The organism is Moraxella oculi, from assembly GCF_023336735.1.
GTDB lineage: Bacteria > Pseudomonadota > Gammaproteobacteria > Pseudomonadales > Moraxellaceae > Moraxella > Moraxella oculi.
The window spans coordinates 14,762-31,277 of the sequence record NZ_JAMBAQ010000017.1; the positions used below are offsets into that span (position 1 = coordinate 14,762).

14 protein-coding genes, 2 tRNA genes and 1 pseudogene are annotated in these 16,516 nt (G+C 39.0%); 12 read left to right on the forward strand and 5 right to left on the reverse strand.

Annotated elements, in window-relative coordinates; genetic code table 11:
* The first annotated feature begins 37 nt into the window (after positions 1 to 37).
* Entirely contained in the window at positions 38 to 1,399 is a 1,362-nt protein-coding gene (gene gorA, locus M2R47_RS07910; RefSeq protein WP_249101431.1) for a glutathione-disulfide reductase, read from the forward strand.
* A 66-nt stretch (positions 1,400 to 1,465) separates the two neighbouring features.
* Here the strand turns inward: gorA and M2R47_RS07915 are convergent, their stop codons facing one another.
* Entirely contained in the window at positions 1,466 to 2,254 is a 789-nt protein-coding gene (locus M2R47_RS07915) for a Cof-type HAD-IIB family hydrolase (protein ID WP_249101434.1), read from the reverse strand.
* Positions 2,255 to 2,388: 134 nt separating this feature from the next.
* Between M2R47_RS07915 and M2R47_RS07920 the strand changes: the two genes are divergently transcribed.
* The 3 genes from M2R47_RS07920 (at position 2,389) to M2R47_RS07930 (ending at position 5,465) form a co-directional block, all read left to right on the forward strand.
* Complete coding sequence (locus M2R47_RS07920; RefSeq protein ID WP_249101437.1) at positions 2,389 to 3,891, forward strand: aminoacyl-histidine dipeptidase; 1,503 nt, start codon at positions 2,389 to 2,391, stop codon at positions 3,889 to 3,891.
* Between the two features lie 117 nt (positions 3,892 to 4,008).
* Positions 4,009 to 4,491 (forward strand): YcgN family cysteine cluster protein, encoded by a 483-nt coding sequence (locus tag M2R47_RS07925; RefSeq protein WP_249101472.1) that lies wholly within the window; start codon positions 4,009 to 4,011, stop codon positions 4,489 to 4,491.
* 110 nt (positions 4,492 to 4,601) lie between these two features.
* A complete protein-coding gene (locus M2R47_RS07930; RefSeq protein ID WP_249101440.1) occupies positions 4,602 to 5,465 on the forward strand; it encodes a CBS domain-containing protein in 864 nt (287 codons plus the stop codon).
* A 66-nt stretch (positions 5,466 to 5,531) separates the two neighbouring features.
* Here M2R47_RS07930 and M2R47_RS07935 read toward each other — a convergent pair whose 3' ends face one another.
* Entirely contained in the window at positions 5,532 to 6,320 is a 789-nt protein-coding gene (locus M2R47_RS07935; protein ID WP_249101474.1) for a hydroxymethylpyrimidine/phosphomethylpyrimidine kinase, read from the reverse strand.
* Positions 6,321 to 6,517: 197 nt separating this feature from the next.
* Here M2R47_RS07935 and M2R47_RS07940 point away from each other — a divergent pair.
* The 3 genes from M2R47_RS07940 to M2R47_RS07950 all read left to right on the forward strand — a co-directional run bounded on the left by M2R47_RS07940 (position 6,518) and on the right by M2R47_RS07950 (position 7,589).
* Positions 6,518 to 6,607 (forward strand) — tRNA-Ser (locus M2R47_RS07940).
* A gap of 123 nt (positions 6,608 to 6,730) precedes the next feature.
* A tRNA-Arg gene (locus tag M2R47_RS07945) sits at positions 6,731 to 6,807 on the forward strand.
* A gap of 158 nt (positions 6,808 to 6,965) precedes the next feature.
* Positions 6,966 to 7,589, forward strand: a complete 624-nt coding sequence (locus M2R47_RS07950; RefSeq protein WP_249101445.1) for an RDD family protein — start codon at positions 6,966 to 6,968, stop codon at positions 7,587 to 7,589.
* A 38-nt stretch (positions 7,590 to 7,627) separates the two neighbouring features.
* Here the strand turns inward: M2R47_RS07950 and hemN are convergent, their stop codons facing one another.
* Positions 7,628 to 9,028: an oxygen-independent coproporphyrinogen III oxidase gene (hemN, locus tag M2R47_RS07955; RefSeq protein ID WP_249101447.1), complete on the reverse strand. Its 1,401-nt coding sequence runs from the start codon at positions 9,026 to 9,028 to the stop codon at positions 7,628 to 7,630.
* 234 nt (positions 9,029 to 9,262) lie between these two features.
* Here hemN and ssb point away from each other — a divergent pair, with 234 nt between their 5' ends.
* The 5 genes and pseudogenes from ssb (at position 9,263) to M2R47_RS07980 (ending at position 15,388) form a co-directional block, all read left to right on the forward strand.
* Entirely contained in the window at positions 9,263 to 9,997 is a 735-nt protein-coding gene (ssb, locus tag M2R47_RS07960; protein WP_249101450.1) for a single-stranded DNA-binding protein, read from the forward strand.
* A gap of 145 nt (positions 9,998 to 10,142) precedes the next feature.
* On the forward strand, positions 10,143 to 11,429 hold the full coding sequence (locus M2R47_RS07965) for a site-specific integrase (protein WP_249101454.1): 1,287 nt from the start codon (positions 10,143 to 10,145) through the stop codon (positions 11,427 to 11,429).
* A 416-nt stretch (positions 11,430 to 11,845) separates the two neighbouring features.
* Positions 11,846 to 12,937 (forward strand): annotated as a pseudogene (locus tag M2R47_RS07970) (site-specific integrase); the annotation flags it as partial.
* 2 nt (positions 12,938 to 12,939) lie between these two features.
* On the forward strand, positions 12,940 to 14,976 hold the full coding sequence (locus tag M2R47_RS07975; protein WP_249101461.1) for an integrase: 2,037 nt from the start codon (positions 12,940 to 12,942) through the stop codon (positions 14,974 to 14,976).
* A 1-nt stretch (position 14,977) separates the two neighbouring features.
* Positions 14,978 to 15,388, forward strand: a complete 411-nt coding sequence (locus M2R47_RS07980) for a phosphofurin acidic cluster sorting protein (protein WP_249101464.1) — start codon at positions 14,978 to 14,980, stop codon at positions 15,386 to 15,388.
* Here M2R47_RS07980 and M2R47_RS07985 read toward each other — a convergent pair.
* Positions 15,347 to 15,964: a hypothetical protein gene (locus M2R47_RS07985; protein ID WP_249101467.1), complete on the reverse strand. Its 618-nt coding sequence runs from the start codon at positions 15,962 to 15,964 to the stop codon at positions 15,347 to 15,349. The two genes, M2R47_RS07980 and M2R47_RS07985, sit on opposite strands and share 42 nt — an antisense overlap.
* Positions 15,965 to 16,120: 156 nt before the next feature.
* Positions 16,121 to 16,390: a hypothetical protein gene (locus M2R47_RS07990; protein WP_249101469.1), complete on the reverse strand. Its 270-nt coding sequence runs from the start codon at positions 16,388 to 16,390 to the stop codon at positions 16,121 to 16,123.
* Between the last annotated feature and the right edge of the window lie 126 nt (positions 16,391 to 16,516).

The window sequence follows — 16,516 nt, forward strand, 5'->3', positions numbered from 1 at the left end:
TCTGTTAAGCTGTTTTAAACTCTAAGGAAAAAAAATCATGACTCAGCATTTCGATTATATCGCCATCGGTGGTGGATCTGGTGGCATTGCATCAGCAAATCGTGCTGCCATGTATGGAAAAAAGGTTGCTGTCATTGAAGCTAAGCAAGTAGGGGGTACTTGTGTCAATGTCGGCTGTGTGCCAAAAAAAGTGCTTTGGTATGGGGCGAATATGGCAACTGCTATCAATCACTATGCGCCTGACTATGGGTTTGTGGTTGATGTTCAGCATTTCGATTTTGGTAAACTGGTGGCGAATCGTCAAGCTTACATTGATCGCATTCATCAATCGTATAAAAACACCTTTGATAAAAATGGGGTTACTTTAATCAACGGCTTTGCCAAGTTCATTGATAAAAATTCAATCGAAGTTACTGATGGTGGTCAGACTCAGATCATCACAGCCGATCATATTTTGATCGCCACAGGCGGTCGCCCACAGCGTCCTGACATTGAAGGGGCGGATCTTGGTATTGATTCGGATGGTTTTTTTGAGTTGACACAATTGCCAAAATCAGTAGCGATTGTCGGTGGTGGCTATATTGGTGTTGAGATTGCAGGCGTGATGAATGCGATGGGCGTGCAGACACATCTGTGTGTACGAAGTGGCATCTTGAAAAATTTTGATAAAGATATTGTTGATGTGTTACAAGAGGTCATGCTAAAAGATGGTGTAACTTTCCATACGAATGTCAATACCACTAAGGTTGAAAAAACGGCTGACGGCTTGTCGGTATATTTTGATAATGGCGAAACTTTGAATGTGGAGTGCTTGATTTGGGCGACTGGACGAGTGCCATCGACTGATGCCATCAACCTAGAAGCGGCAGGCGTGGCAACCAATGCTAAGGGGCAAATCATTGTGGATCAATTTCAAAACACCAATGTTCAGGGTATTTATGCCGTAGGAGATGTCATTGAAAACGGTGTTGAGTTGACTCCTGTGGCTGTGTCGGCAGGTCGCAGATTGTCTGAAAGACTATTCAATAACAAGCCTAATGAACACTTAGACTACAATACAATCCCAACCGTGATTTTTAGCCATCCGCCAATTGGTACAGTTGGTATGACTGAGGATGCGGCTGTTACTCAATTTGGGGCAGAGCAGGTTAAGGTTTATCATTCTAATTTTACGCCAATGTACTCAGCCATCACAGCCCATCGTGAGCCGTGTCGTATGAAGCTCATCTGTGTGGGTGATGATGAAAAAGTGGTGGGTCTGCATGGCGTGGGTTTTGGTGTTGATGAAATGATTCAGGGGTTTGCGGTGGCGATTAAGATGGGGGCGACCAAAGCGGACTTTGATAATACCGTTGCCATTCACCCTACAGGCTCAGAGGAGTTTGTAACGATGCGATGAGTGTTTGCCATCAAAAAAAGACAAATCGTTAGGCGGTTTGTCTTTTTTTTGATGGGTGGTGGTCATCTATTGAATCAGTCCCAAGTCTTTTAGTCCTTGATAAATGCCATCATCTGTGTGATTGGGGCAAATGTGGTCTGCCACCGATTTGACGGCATTGGGTGCATTGCCCATTGCCACGCCAAAACCTACCGATGAGAGCATTTCAATGTCATTAAATCCATCGCCAAATGCCCATGCGTCCGCCATGTTTAGACCCAGTTTGTCCAGTACTGAACGAATGCCACGAGCTTTGGAGCCATCTTTATCTAAAATATCCACACCGCTTAGGTGCCAACGGAAGGTTTTTAGGGTGTGATTGAGCCGAATGTTGGCAGTCTTGTTATTTTCATAAAATGCCAAAATCTGGTATATGGGCGTACTCATGTCAAAGTCATCAGCGATGCGATAAGGAATGTTTAAGCTGGTCAAGGCACATGCCATGTGATTGTTCTGATTAAAGCCGATGATTTCGTCTTTTGTCATATAGCCATAGGCGATATTTCCACCGATCAATTGTTCGGTGGCTTGAAGAATTTGAGTGGGGGTGAGTGGAAAATCTACCAAAACTTGACCACGGTATTCATTGTATTGCCCATTAATGGTAACAAAAATTTCAATGCCGATTTCTTTGACAAGCTCATGCACGCATGACGGAAAAACACCAATGCCACGCCCTGTGGCGATGGCAATAATGATGTTTTGTTCTTTTAGTTGTTTTAAGGCGATTTTGGTGCTATCAAGAATGCGATTTTCAGACTTGATGTAGAGTGTGTCATCAATGTCAAAAAAGATGATTTTGGGTCTGTTGATCATGACAAAGTCTTTTTTAAAATATGCTTGATTGTATCATAAAATGCCAAAGTAAACCTGGGTAGGCATGAGATTTGTGATGAAATGTGGTAGAATGAGTAAATACTGCAATATGACTAAACAGCATGGGGAAGAAAATGCTCAATAAAACCGCTTACCAAACCAACTTATCCGTTGTTGAATCTTTAAAGCCCAGTCTTTTATGGCAATGGTTTGCTAGGATTTCTAGCATTCCACATCCTAGCCATCATGAAGAAGCACTTGCCAACCATATTCTAGAATGGGCAAAGTCAAGAGGCTTGTCTGCTCGCCGTGATGCTGTGGGTAATGTCATCATTAAAAAATCTGCCACCAGTGGCATGGAGAATCGCCAATCCATCGCTCTACAAGCACATCTGGACATGGTACCACAAGCAAATGCTGGCACAGATCATGATTTTCATGCAGATGCCATCATGTTAAGACGCAATCAAGATGATGAAAGATGGCTGATGGCAACAGGGACGACATTGGGTGCGGATAATGGCATTGGCATGGCAAGCTGCCTTGCGGTGCTAGAGGCTGATGATTTGGCTCACCCTGATATCGAGGTATTATTAACCATGACCGAAGAAACTGGCATGGTCGGCGTGTTTGGTTTGCAACCAGGTGAGCTGACTTCTGGTTTGATGATTAATACAGATACAGAAGAAATTGGCGAGGTGTATGTTGGCTGTGCTGGTGGCATTGATGCTAACATCTGCCTGCCTGTTGAGCTTGCAAATCACACATACAGCTCGGCGTTGTGCTTGAATATCAAAGGTCTTAAAGGTGGGCATTCGGGTCTCGACATTCATAAAAATAGAGGGAATGCCATTAAGATTGCTGCTCGCATGTTAGCCAGTGTCTTACCTGATTTTCAAGGAGCGTTTTGCATGGCAAGTATTCAGGGCGGTACGCTAAGAAACGCCATTCCTAGAGAGTCGAGCGTGATTTTAGTCTGTGATGCAGCAGTGCGAGATGAGCTGGCGACAGCGTTGCAATCGGCTTTTGAAATCATTAAGACTGAAATGATGAGAGCTGAGCCAAAACTAGACTGCATCATCTCACCTTCACAGTTGCCACAACAGGCAATTGGTGATGAGGATACCATTCGTGTGATTCATTTACTCAACACATTGCCAAGTGGGATGGTGCGTCATTCAGACATTGCAAAAGATACGGTTGAGACTTCACTGTCTTTTGGGGTGGTTAATCTTGATGATGAGGGTTTAAAAGCAAGCCTTTTGATTCGCTCACTGCTTGAATCTGGCAAGAATGCCGTCTGTCAAAATTTAGACAGTCTTTGCATTTTGGCAGGTGCACAGGCAGAATTTACAGGCAGTTATGTTGGCTGGAATCCTGATGAACAATCACAAATCACGCCCCTTACCAATCGGCTTTATGCTGACATCTTGGGACATGAGCCGAAAGTGAAAGTGATCCATGCAGGTTTAGAGTGCGGTCTGATTAAGCAAAGTTACCCCGACATGGATATTGTGTCCATTGGTCCGACGATTAAAAACGCCCATTCGCCACAAGAGATGGTGCATATTGACAGCGTGGAAACTTACTGGCAACTGCTTGTACAAATTTTAGCAAATGCACCTGTTAGAGCATAGTGCGTCATGCTCATTGAGCTTGATGAGTTTTAAAAGGAAATAAGGTTTGTGTAATGACGCCAAACTTATTAAAATGTTTTTGTAGACATGGTAGGATGAGCTGGATTGGCTGTTGTGATGTATTTAGATGACATCGACCAATCCAAACAACTGCGTGAGCGTTTTTGGGAAAAATATTCCTTAGATGAACTCAATTCCGCTGAATGGGAGGCATTGTGCGATGGCTGTGGCGTGTGTTGCTTGGTGAAGTTTTTGGATGATGAAGATGCCAAATTCACCGAATACACAGATGTTTCTTGTAAGCTGCTAGACTGCAATACGGGGCATTGTTCGGATTATGCCAATCGCAAGCAGCATGTTCCAGATTGTATTCGTTTAACGGCAGATTTGGTTGCTAAGATGATGTGGTTACCAAGGCATTGTGCTTATAAGCGACTGCATTTAAATCAAAAATTGCCCCATTGGCATTATCTGATTGCAGGTCGGCATAGGCATGACCAACAAATGAAAAAGTTGGGTGTGCAAGGTCGCTGCATCTCGGAGGTGTTTTTGGATGAGGAGCAGATTGAGGAGCGAGTCATTCGCTGGGTTAAGATTTGACCCATGATTGGCATGTTTGTCATCATAAAAGCATCTTAATTAACGCTTGAATAATTGGAATAAATCCGCTAAATTAAGTTAACTTTCTTATTAATATAAAAGGGTTTGTGATGTCTGACGAGAGTCCGTCGGGGGGTTGGAGGCGTGGCCTAAAACGCTGGCTTTCTACCGCCCCTGAAACACGAGATGATTTGTTGAAATTGGTGCAGGATTCTCGCCAATTTTTAGAGCCAGATATGGTTGATATGCTAGAGGGTGTGCTAGACTTGCCCGCTACTCAAGTGCGTGAAATTATGACGCCACGCCCACAGTTGGCAGCGATCAGCAGTGATGATGGGATTGGTACCATTTTATCGCTGTTACTTGAGACTGAGCATTCTCGCTATCCTGTGTTTGACAGCCATGATGACAACGCAGTCATTGGCATCTTACTTGCCAAAGATTTAATTCCCATTCTTGCCAAGCAAGCAGGAGGGGTTGATGCACCATTTTTATTAAAGAATATTGTTAGGAAGCCGTTGTACATCAACGAGTCGGCACGCTCAGACACATTGCTTAGGTTGTTACAAAAAGCCCAAGTGCATATGGCGGTTGTGTTAGATGAGTTTGGTTCGGTGTCTGGTATTGTTACGATGGAGGATTTGCTAGAAGAGATTGTTGGCGATATCGTTGATGAGCATGATGATATTGATGAAGACAGTACTATTAATCACATTGTACCACACCCAGATAAAAATGGTGTATGGCTTATTCAAGCAGCAACACTCATCAGTGATTGTAATGAGATGATCGGCTCTGCATTTGATGATGAAGATGTGGATACGATGGGTGGGTTGGTCATGCAGACATTAGGCTCGGTTGGTCATCTAGAAGGTGAGATGGTGCAGATTGGGGAATGGCAGATTACAGTTATTGATGTAGAAGGGCGATTTATTCGTTTGCTTGAAGTGGCATATTGTCCACACAGCTCTTAACAAATAAAAGCATGGGACAATGATGCAATCCCATGCTTTTTTTATCACTCACTTTCACCTAATGTATCACAAGAACCGATTGGGAATCAATTGTGCTGATGGCTGATTGGGGTGGGGGGTGTCAGCATTTTTTAAGGCATTACTGATCCAGCTATCTGCACTTGTGATGGCATCTATCAAGTCATCACCCATCGCCAGTCTTCCAGCAATGTGGCTGGCAAGCGAACAGCCAGATCCGTGAAACTCACCACGAAGACGCTCAATGGTGCTGGTGTGAGCGACTTGACCATTGATGTATAAAAACTGCTTGATGTCGCCTTCATGAAAATCATGTGATGTTTTGACCAAAACCGCTTTTACGCCTTGGTCGTTCAACGCTTTGGCACAGTCATGTAAATCACCAAATCCTGCCAAAGCTCTTAGCTCATGTGTGTTTGGCGTGATTAGCGTGGCATGGGGTAATAGTTGTGAAAATGCTGATACCAATGTGTCTTTGTCGCCAAGACTTCCGCCGGAGTTCGCCACCAATACAGGATCTAGTACAAAGGGTGTGTCAGCTGGGATGATGCCATCTTTAAAAAGTCTGGCGAGCATGGCGATGTTATCCACCGTACCAAGCATGCCAGACTTGATGGCTTTGACGGGCAGATCGTCAAGTACTGCCATTGCTTGGGATTTCAATAGATGACTGCAAGTCGCCTCAAAACCAAATACCTGCTGAGAGCTTTGTACGGTGATTGCTGTGCAGGCAATGGCAGCGTGTGCACCTGCTGCCCCAATGGACTCAATGTCCGCTTGTAAGCCAGCACCACCTGAGGGATCAAGCCCTGAAAAGCACAAGACAGTGGGACGCATGGTAGTACTGATGAAAGACATAAAAAACTCTGTATGAATGATGGGTTTATTGACGACTTTGGTTATCATAACAAATCATGATGAGGTTTGCTTGAATTTCCTAAAATTTTTATTTTTTTTAAAAAATAGCTTGCAAAAGGCGAAAATTTTGCTATAATTGTCGACCACAACATGAGGTGATTTCATCAAGTTGTGATGGTGACGTGGGTGAGTGGCTGAAACCACATCCCTGCTAAGGATGCATACGGGAAACTGTATCGAGGGTTCGAATCCCTCCGTCACCGCCATTTTATTTTTAATTTTTTAAAAAAAATTAAAATAAATTAAAAAAAGCTTGACATGCTAAAATTTTCTAGTATAATAGCCCACCATCAAGACATCAGCAATGAGCTGCTAACTTGATTAACTACGCACCCGTAGCTCAGTTGGATAGAGCACTTGGCTACGAACTAAGGGGTCGGGAGTTCGAATCTCTCCGGGTGTGCCATATTAAAAAAGCCATCAAAATCTTAGGGTTTTGATGGCTTTTTTTGTTTCAGTTTAAAGTTGCTTTGCGTGTTGATCAACAGTTTTTATGACAACACTTGGCAATTTCTTTTATGTTCCATGATACAATATCTAAAATAAGTGAATTGATGGCATACCATGAATAATAAACCTGCATCAAAACCCAGTAAAACCACCATTTGTGATGAGCCAGTTGTCATTGCCAGTCCGACATTGCGTCTGGTGTCAATGTTATATGATGGCATGCTGATTTTGGCCATGTTGTTTTTGATGGGGTTGGTATTATCGGTGGTGGGTACGCTGCTGTTTTTTGATGTGGGGGTGAGTGCTGCCGATGCCAAACAGTTACCACTGTGGTATCAAAATGGCGTGATGACTCCTGCTTTTGTGCTTACTTTGGTGGCTTTTTATGGCATTTTTTGGAGAAAATCTGGACAAACCTTGGGAATGCAAACTTGGCGACTAAAAACCGTCAAGCAAAATGGGCGTTTATTGACTTGGACGGATGCGTTTAAGCGTATCATTGGCGCTTGTTTGCTTCCGCTGGCTTTTGTGCTGATTGGGGCTGTGATGAATGGCTCTCGCTTGGTGATTTTATTGAGTGCGTTTTTTGGTCTGATGTTCAATTATTTTTTTTGTTGGTTCAATCGCCAAGGCTTGTCGGTGCATGACATGCTGTCAAATACCATGACCTTAAGAATACCTAGATTTGAACATCAAGGCATTTTTGCTTCATTAAAAAACAAAGCCTTTAAAAAATGAGTATCGGATAATAATACCCACATCAGGGCCGTTTTGTTTTAAATGACATTAGAGAAGCGGTTGGCGTGTTTTTTAGTGAGGTATTCATCAAACACCATCGCCACGCTACGACCCAACACCCTTCCTTTGGGCAGAATGTCCACACCAGTGTCGCTTAATTTGACCAGACCGTCATTTGCCATTTCATGTAAGCGTGCCAGCTCATCTTGAAAATAACTTTTTGCATCAATGCCAAACTGTTCATTAATTTGAGCAAAGTCCAGTCGATCATGGCATAGAAGATTCATGATGATGTGGCGACGCAGTTCATCTTTTGGCTGTGATTTTATGTGTTTGACGGCGGGTAGTTGTCCATCGCTAATCATGCGTTTATAGGTGTTGAGATCGGTGTGATTTTGTAAGATGTGCTGACCGATTTGACTGATTGATGAAACGCCAAAGCCTAACAAATCGCACTCACCCAATGTCGCGTATCCTTGAAAATTACGGTGTAGCCTACCTTGCCTTTGAGCAATCGCCATAGAATCATCAGGGCGGGCAAAGTGATCAATGCCAATGTACTGATAATTGGCATCGGATAGGGCATTGATGGTGTTGCCAAGCATGGTGAGTTTGTTGGCAGGGCTTGGCAAATCCTCATCGTTAATGCGTTTTTGGGTGGTGAATCGTTCTGGTAGGTGTGCATAATTAAAAACAGAAAGTCGGTCAGGATTGATGTCAATGATTTTTCTGACCGTTTCTGCCATGCTTGAGATGGTCTGATGTGGTAAACCGTAAATCAAATCAATGTTGATGGAATGGAAATTCAAGCGTCTTGCTTCCGCCATGACTTGACGCACCATGTGTTCTGGCTGAATGCGATTGACGGCAATTTGTACCTGTTCTGCCAGATCCTGCACCCCAAAACTTAGGCGATTAAATCCAGAGTTTCTGAGTGCTTCAAGCGTGCTAGGACGCAGCTCTCGTGGGTCGATTTCAATAGAATAGTCGCCGTCTGGTGCAAACTCAAACTCATCTTGTAAAAAATCCCAAAGCGTGGTCAGTTCTTCATCACTAAAAAAAGTGGGCGTGCCTCCGCCAAGATGTAATTGTTTGACGACAGAATTGCCTTTAAGTAGAGACTTTTTTTGTCTGATTTCTTTGATGAGATGATCTAGGTAGTCGCCTGCATCACTGTTTTTTTTCGTGATGATTTTATTGCAACCGCAGTAGTAACACAAATGACGGCAAAATGGCACATGAAAATACAAAGAAAGCGGTGAGCTTGGATCTTTATTGACCAAAATATCATGCTCGGCACCGTCTAAAATGGGGGTGAATTCAAGAGCGGTGGGGTAGGAGGTGTAGCGTGGGGCTTGCTGATTGTATTTTTGAATGAGTGCCTCATCAAAATGAACGCCATTAAAGTGCAATGGTTGGATGTTGGCGTAGGGATTCATGATAAACCTTATGACGGCTTGGATTGACTTTGTATTATAGCTTGCTTGAGTTGATGTTGGCAATCAGACATGAGTTTTTATGGCTTTTATGATGTTTTTTTTGGGTTGAATATAAAAAAAGCTGGTTTTTTTTATGATTTTTCGTTAAAGTAATCATGCAGGCATGGTGTGATAACAAGATTGGTCTGTTTATTTGATTAGCTAAATAAGTCTTATTGATATAAAGAGAGTTTTATGAGTAGTGTGAATAGAGTTATTATTGTGGGTCGTTTGGGTAATGACCCTGAAATACGGGCTTTTCAAAACGGTGGTGGCGTTACCAACATCTCAGTAGCGACATCCGAGCGTTGGACGGATAAAAACACCGGTGAGCGTAGAGAGCAGACTGAATGGCATCGCATCAGTTTATTTAACCGCTTGGGTGAGATTGCTGCCCAGTTTTTGCGTAAAGGCAGTTTGGTGTATATTGAGGGCAGCTTGCACACTCGTAAGTATACCGACCAGCAAGGCATTGAGCGTTATAGCACTGAGATTCGTGCTTCTGAAATGCGTATGCTAAGCTCAAATAATGAGAATAATGGTGGTTTTGGTGGTGGTCATTACGGCAATCAAGGCGGTCATCATGGTGGATACAATCAAAACAATCAGCAATGGGGCAATCATCAAAATCGCAACTCTAATAATTTTAATAATTATGGCAATCATGATTATAATCAAGGTGCTCAAGGCGGTTTTGGCAATCAGCACAATTCCAATCAAGGATACGCCAATCAAAGCAATCCAAATGCTCAATTTCAAAATGGCTTTGCCAACCAACAAGATCAAAATGCCGTATCGCAAGCTACTCACAATGGCACAGCCCAACCCAACTCTTTTGGCACACCGCCTAACACCAAAGCCGATGTGATGCCTAACGCTAAGTCGGACACACCGCCGTCTGCGGTGGCTGATGATGACATTCCGTTCTGAGTTACATATAATTTAAAACTGTAAAATAAAACCCATATAAATATAGAGAACCCTTTATTTTAAAAGGGTTCTCTTTTTTTTACATTAATTTTGACACAACATCTTTAATTTGATAGTATTTATATATGATATTTTTGTAAATTAAATGAATATGTATAGATTAGAAACAGTCCTTTTTTCAAATGGAGAACGTTTTCCTATATTGGTTAATGTTAAAACTGGTATTCCTGATTTTTATTCAACCCTATGGGTAACTGTAGAACTGCGTAATCAATCCGCAGTGAACACTATCAGAAATAAACTAATAGCTATACAATGGCTAATGAGTTGGGAAAAAGGTAATAATCTTGTTATAAGTGATTTAATTCATAGAGAGATAGTATTAACTAGCGAGCAATTAGAATCTCTTATTCAACATATGAGGTTAAATGCAAAAAAACAAAAGAATGTAAATAGTACGAAAAAGAATGTTTTAATGAAAGGTCAAACTCAATTTATTGATATTTATTCGTCTGCATCTTTTAGCCACCAATATAATAGACTCACAATTATTTCAGAATATATATTATTTTTATCTAAAGTAATTCGTGTATCTAACGAATATATCGAAAAAATCACAAAATTAGTTGCATTAATTAAAAAGGCAAGACCCCAAAATCATAAAACATTATCTATCAAACCAGAAAGTGAGCTACCTGATGGATTGTTAGATGAGTTTATGTCTATTGTGAACTTTTCTAATCCTAATAATCCATTTCAAGATATTGGAATTAGAAAAAGAAACCATTTGATGTTTATCTTATTAAAGGAATTAGGGATTAGAAGAGGAGAGCTATTATCAATTCAAATCCCATTTATTGATATAGGAACAGCTAAATCCTCAATTACAATTAGACGAACACATGATGATAAATTTGACACAAGGAAGAAGCAAGCTGTAAGTAAAACGAAAGAAAGGCGACTTCCTATTTCACAAAATATAGCTCAACTTATCAATGACTATATTATGAACTATCGCTCTAAGATTCCTAACGCTAATAAACATCCATATTTATTTGTAACCCATCGAAAAGGAAAAACGCAAGGAAACCCAATTAGTACCAGTTCTTTTGATAACGTTATTGTACCAACAATGAAAAAGATAGATCCTAAATTTTCTATCATTCATCCACATATCTTTCGTCATGAATGGAACTTAGATTTTTCACGAAAAGTAGATAAGAATAACCAAAGTGTAAATAATGATTCTTCTCATAAAGATTTTATTTCACCTGAAAAAGAAGCAAAGATGAGACAACATCTTATGGGACATACATCCGAGAAATCAGGAAATATTTATAATCAACGTTATATAAGAGAAAAAGCTAACAAGATATTATTAGATCTTCAGATTGAGTTTCAAAAAAAGGTTGATAATTATGAATCAGAATAAACATCTTAGACAGTCAAGAGATGGGTATGTATTTGATGAAAATGAAAACTCTTGGCATATAAGTAAAGATATTACAATTAATTTCTCTCAAGCTGTATTAGATATAGATCATAAAACACTAGCAGGATTTAAAAAAAACACTTGCTATTTATGCTGAAAAATATTCTAGCTACCATACTTTTAATATGCATCGTCGATTCCAAGAATTTGTAATAAGTACTAACTCAAATATTATTGATACATCTGTGATAATAAATTGGAAAGCTACTTTAGGTAAAGAGCGTGAGTGGCATTTAGGAGCATTAAAGGGTTTTTTACTGTCATGGCATGAGTATGGCTATTATGGAGTTGATAAATCTGTTGTGTCATTGCTAGAAAGCTTTACGTTAAGTGGAAATGATTAAGGTAAATCGGTATTAATGAGATGCCCTTATACAGGAGCATTTACCGAAAATGAAATTTTGGCTTTAATGGCTGAGCTTGCTAGACTTTGGAGAGAAGATCTTATTTCATTTGAAACATATGCATATATTCACTTACTTCAATCTACAGCTAGAAGACCCATTCAAATACGCCATTTAAAATTTGAAGACCTAAGAAAGGAAATCTCTCAAGGAACATGGAATTATTTTCTAAATATCCCTAGTGCAAAAAAAAGAGGAGGGCTATTTAGAGAAACGTTTAAAAAGCTTGCTATCACAGAGGACTTATATTTAATTCTCCTAAACTTTATGGAATATCAATATAAGAAATTGCTTAGTCTGGTTGATGAAACCTTTATTTCTAGTTATAAAATGAAATTACCAATGTTTATTGATTGGAATTGTTTAAAGGAGAATATCAAAAATAGGAATTTTGATCTTTCATTATTGAACAAAGATATTTTTCATTATTCTGCTTCTTCGTTGGAGCTATACGCATTACGAAAATTCTGTATTCACCAAAAAGCAATTTCAGAACGAACAGGTGAAATTATTCATGTAACAACAAGACGTTTTCGCCATACTAGAGGGACAAATCTAGGAAGAAAAGGGGTTGGGGCAACGATTATAGCAGAGCTTCTAGATCATACAGATACACAAAACGTTAAAGTTTATACTGAAAATACAGCTGATACAGTGCAATACATTGATCGTGTTATGGGTGCTGAAATGGGAAAACTAGCTCAAGCATTTACAGGTAGAATTATTTCTAACTTAAATGAAAGCGAGAGGGGGCACGATCCAACATCTTTAATAACCAATAACGGAATAGATACAATAGGTGCTTGTGGTACAAATGATTTTTGTATAACTGGCTATGAAACTTGTTATTTATGTCCTAAGTTTAGACCGCTCGTTGATGGTCCTCATCAACAAATCTTAAATAAGTTGTATGAGGAAAAGGAAGAACGTTTAAAACAAACCAAAAGCATAGATTATGCATCATCCAAAGATCGTATTATTTTAGCTGTTGAGTATGTTGTTCAAGCTTGCAATGATATGAAAAGAACTATTGGGAGCCACTAATTATGAATAATCTAATTTTTACTCCACAAGATAATAATCCTAAATCTAATTTAGAGCAATTTATTAATTTCAGTAAAAATCAGCTTACTACCTTTGGAAATGATTGCTGGGAAAACAACCAATGGAAAACAACATTCGGCATTTATCCAGTTCAGGTTCGTTTTTCCACAGAAAGAATTAAATCTACAGCTTATAAATATGAGCCATTAGCTGCACCATTCATTGAATTTGCCAAAGCCTATATTCGTTATACTTATTCTCTAAATCCTATTCGGAATTTAGCCCGACATACTGAATCTTTACGTATAGTTGAAATGGCTCTCTACAATATTAAAGGAAAAGCTGACATACTTCAGCTTGATTATTTAGTTATTCATGAAGTAGAAAATATCGTATCAAAAAAATATAAAAAAGGTACGGAATCAGTCAATAAATTAGGTTATCAAATTCAAAAATTATTTGATTTTTGTAGAGAAAATCAAATTACACCTCAACTACCTTTATGGAAAAGTCCTTACAAACGCCCTAGAGATTTGACTATATTACTGGATGAAAAAGGAAAAGAATACCGCTCCAGTAAAATGCCAACTGATGAAGAAATGATGTTGGTAGCTAAACTCTTTCATGATGCTCCCAATTTAGACAAAGAAACTGAATATTACACAGCTGTTATGGTTCTACTTATGGTTGCTCCATCTCGTTGTTCTGAGTTAATGTCGTTATCTGTTAATTGCTTAGAATGGGAGAATGATAGCTTAGGAAATAAGCAATTAGGTATTCGATGGATACCTGCAAAAAATGGTAAAGTGGGATTAAAATGGGTTCCTAGCTGTATGCAAGATATTGTTGTTGAAGCCGTTAAACGCTTAACAAATATAGGCACCCTAGCAAGAGGAGTTGCTAAATTTGCAGAAGAAAATCCTAATATATTGATGTTATCCAATAAAGAGGCTGCGCCATCCCGTTCTTTATATCAAAAGCCTTTAACTAAAAGTGAAATTGTTGAAGTACTAGATATTGACAAAAATAACACTAATACTAAATGGTTTAAAAATTTAATAAGTAAAAATGATGGAATTATAACTTATGAGGCGTTAGGAAAATTTTTATATAAAAAATATACATCAAAATTTCATAATTGGCCTTATGTTGATAAACATAAAAATGTTAAGGTTTCTGAAGCTTTATTATTATTTAGAGAAAATGAATTTCATGATAACTTTTCCCCTAAAAGTTTTTCTTTTGTGTTGCCAACGGTGAATCAAATTAATGATAGGTTTTGCTATTCTGAAACTCGTCCTAAAACATCATTATGGGAAAAACATTGTATAGGCACATCCAAAGGAGAATTCATAAGATTGCCATCACACAATGCAAGACATTGGTTAAGTACAAAAGCTGAACGAGGAGGAATGGATGAGTTAACTTTAGCTAATTGGGCAGGACGAGCAAGAGTTGCAGATAACAAGGCTTATGATCACAGAACAGAAGAAGAAAAAAGTGAATCAGTTAGGAATTTACTCATCCCCGAAGATATTTCTATCTTAGATAAAATTCATTTGAATCTTCCTATTACCTATGAAGACTTAGGGAAAGATAGAATTGGAATCGCAACGGTAACAGAAATAGGGATCTGTGAACATGATTATGCAATGTCTCCATGTTCTCGTCATGGAGATTGTGAAACATGTAAAGAGCTTGTTTGTATTAAAGGTTTAGAGCACTCCTTAGAAATCTTAAAGGTGCGTGAATCCCAGATAACCGAACAATTTAATAAAGCTAAAGAACACCATAAAATAGGTGTTTTTGGTGCAGATCGCTGGATAAGTAATTTAGGATGGAGACTAACTCACATAAAAACTAAAATTAAATTCTTAGAAGATGAGAGCATCCCAAATGGTTCATTATTAAGGATGCCTGATGAGTATGATCCTTCCCCTATTAAATTAGCTTTGTTGGAAAGAGGAATGGATCTAGATATACAGAAGAAAGAAACAGCTAAGTTAGACGATGATTTATATAAACTAATGGAGTTATAGTATGCCTAAAATTCTTATTACAGAAGAAAATTTAGAAGATATAATCATATTGATTAATACTTGGGAGGGTAAATTAACATGGGATTTACTCTGTCATAAAGTGGCAGAACTACTGAATGTTAAAAGTATTGAGAGACAGTCTCTTGCAAATTATTCAGATATTCAAACAGCCTTTACTAGACGAAAACAAGAAATAAAAGAAAGTGCTAAAGCTAATCCAGAACCGAATGTAACAATGGATTATCTGCAAAAGCAAGTTAAGAATTTAAAAGCTCAAGTACAACGTTTGGAAGAAATTAATGAGCGATATAAACAGCAATTTATTGTATGGCAATATAATGCATATATGCATGGGATGACACAAGATACACTAAATAAACCTCTTATTGCTGTTAACCGTCAACGTAGGTAATTTATAGGATGTAAGGTAAATTATTTTGGCGGCAGTGATGGCAACAAACTCACCTTGGATGCGATTGGTATTGGTGACATTGTCTGCATCGATGCTTAGCGTGTCTCTGGCAATGACATTACCATTGTTATCCAAATTGCCAGTCAGCTGCATGTCAATATTTCTTGCTGAGACAGCACTGTATCTACCATCAGGGGTAAGTGCACCTGTCGCAATATTGGCAGATCTTAAATACAGCTTAGGCACTAAGACATCCTCGATTTTGGTGATGCTATTGCCATCTTTATCTTTGGTGGTATAGGTGATGGGCTGTTTGACCAGCCAGACGATGTCTGTGGTTAAGTTTGCCATCTGCTCAGGCGTGAGTGCGGTGCCAAGCGTGTAGCCGAACTGTTTGGCATGAGTGATGCCATTATCCATCAACTGCTTAAAGGCTTCTTCATTGCTACTGTAATCGGTGTTGATGTGTCTGCCTGTCAGTAGATAATACTGATCTTTAATGCGGGCTTGCTCACCATAGCCATCAGATAGGCGTTTGTGGATGTGATTTGGGTCTGATTGTAGTGCTTTTAGCATATAATCATTTGCTTGTATGCGTAAATAGGTTCAAATCTGTTTTGGTGTGATTAAGCACCAAACTCCCTACCAAAGCCAAGTGAAACTCAGTTAATGGTTTGGCTTGGCAGAGGGAGGGGTGGTTACAAGCTAATCCCATCAATGAAAACACATAAATTACAAATTAATTTGTTTTAATCGTTCAATATGAATAAATATTGGATTATCCCAATCACTATATGATTCCATATAAATTCTTGGAAATGATATAATTTTTTTATATGCAATATTTATCTTATCCCCATCTTCATCTATGATATGATTTATGAGATTCGAGCACAAAGCAATTAAATCAATAAATATGTATTTTTCATGCTTTAACTCATTTAGTGATAATATATTTATATTGTTTAATATATGTATAGCATCAATATTGTTTGGTTTCATGGCCTAACCTCTCTTCTGTCTATAATCCAGCCCGTAGGTTGGGTTGAGCTTGAGAAACCCAACAAATTCAATGAGTTACACCATAATTTTGGCTTTATCATCATTCTATTTTCCATCATATCAAAA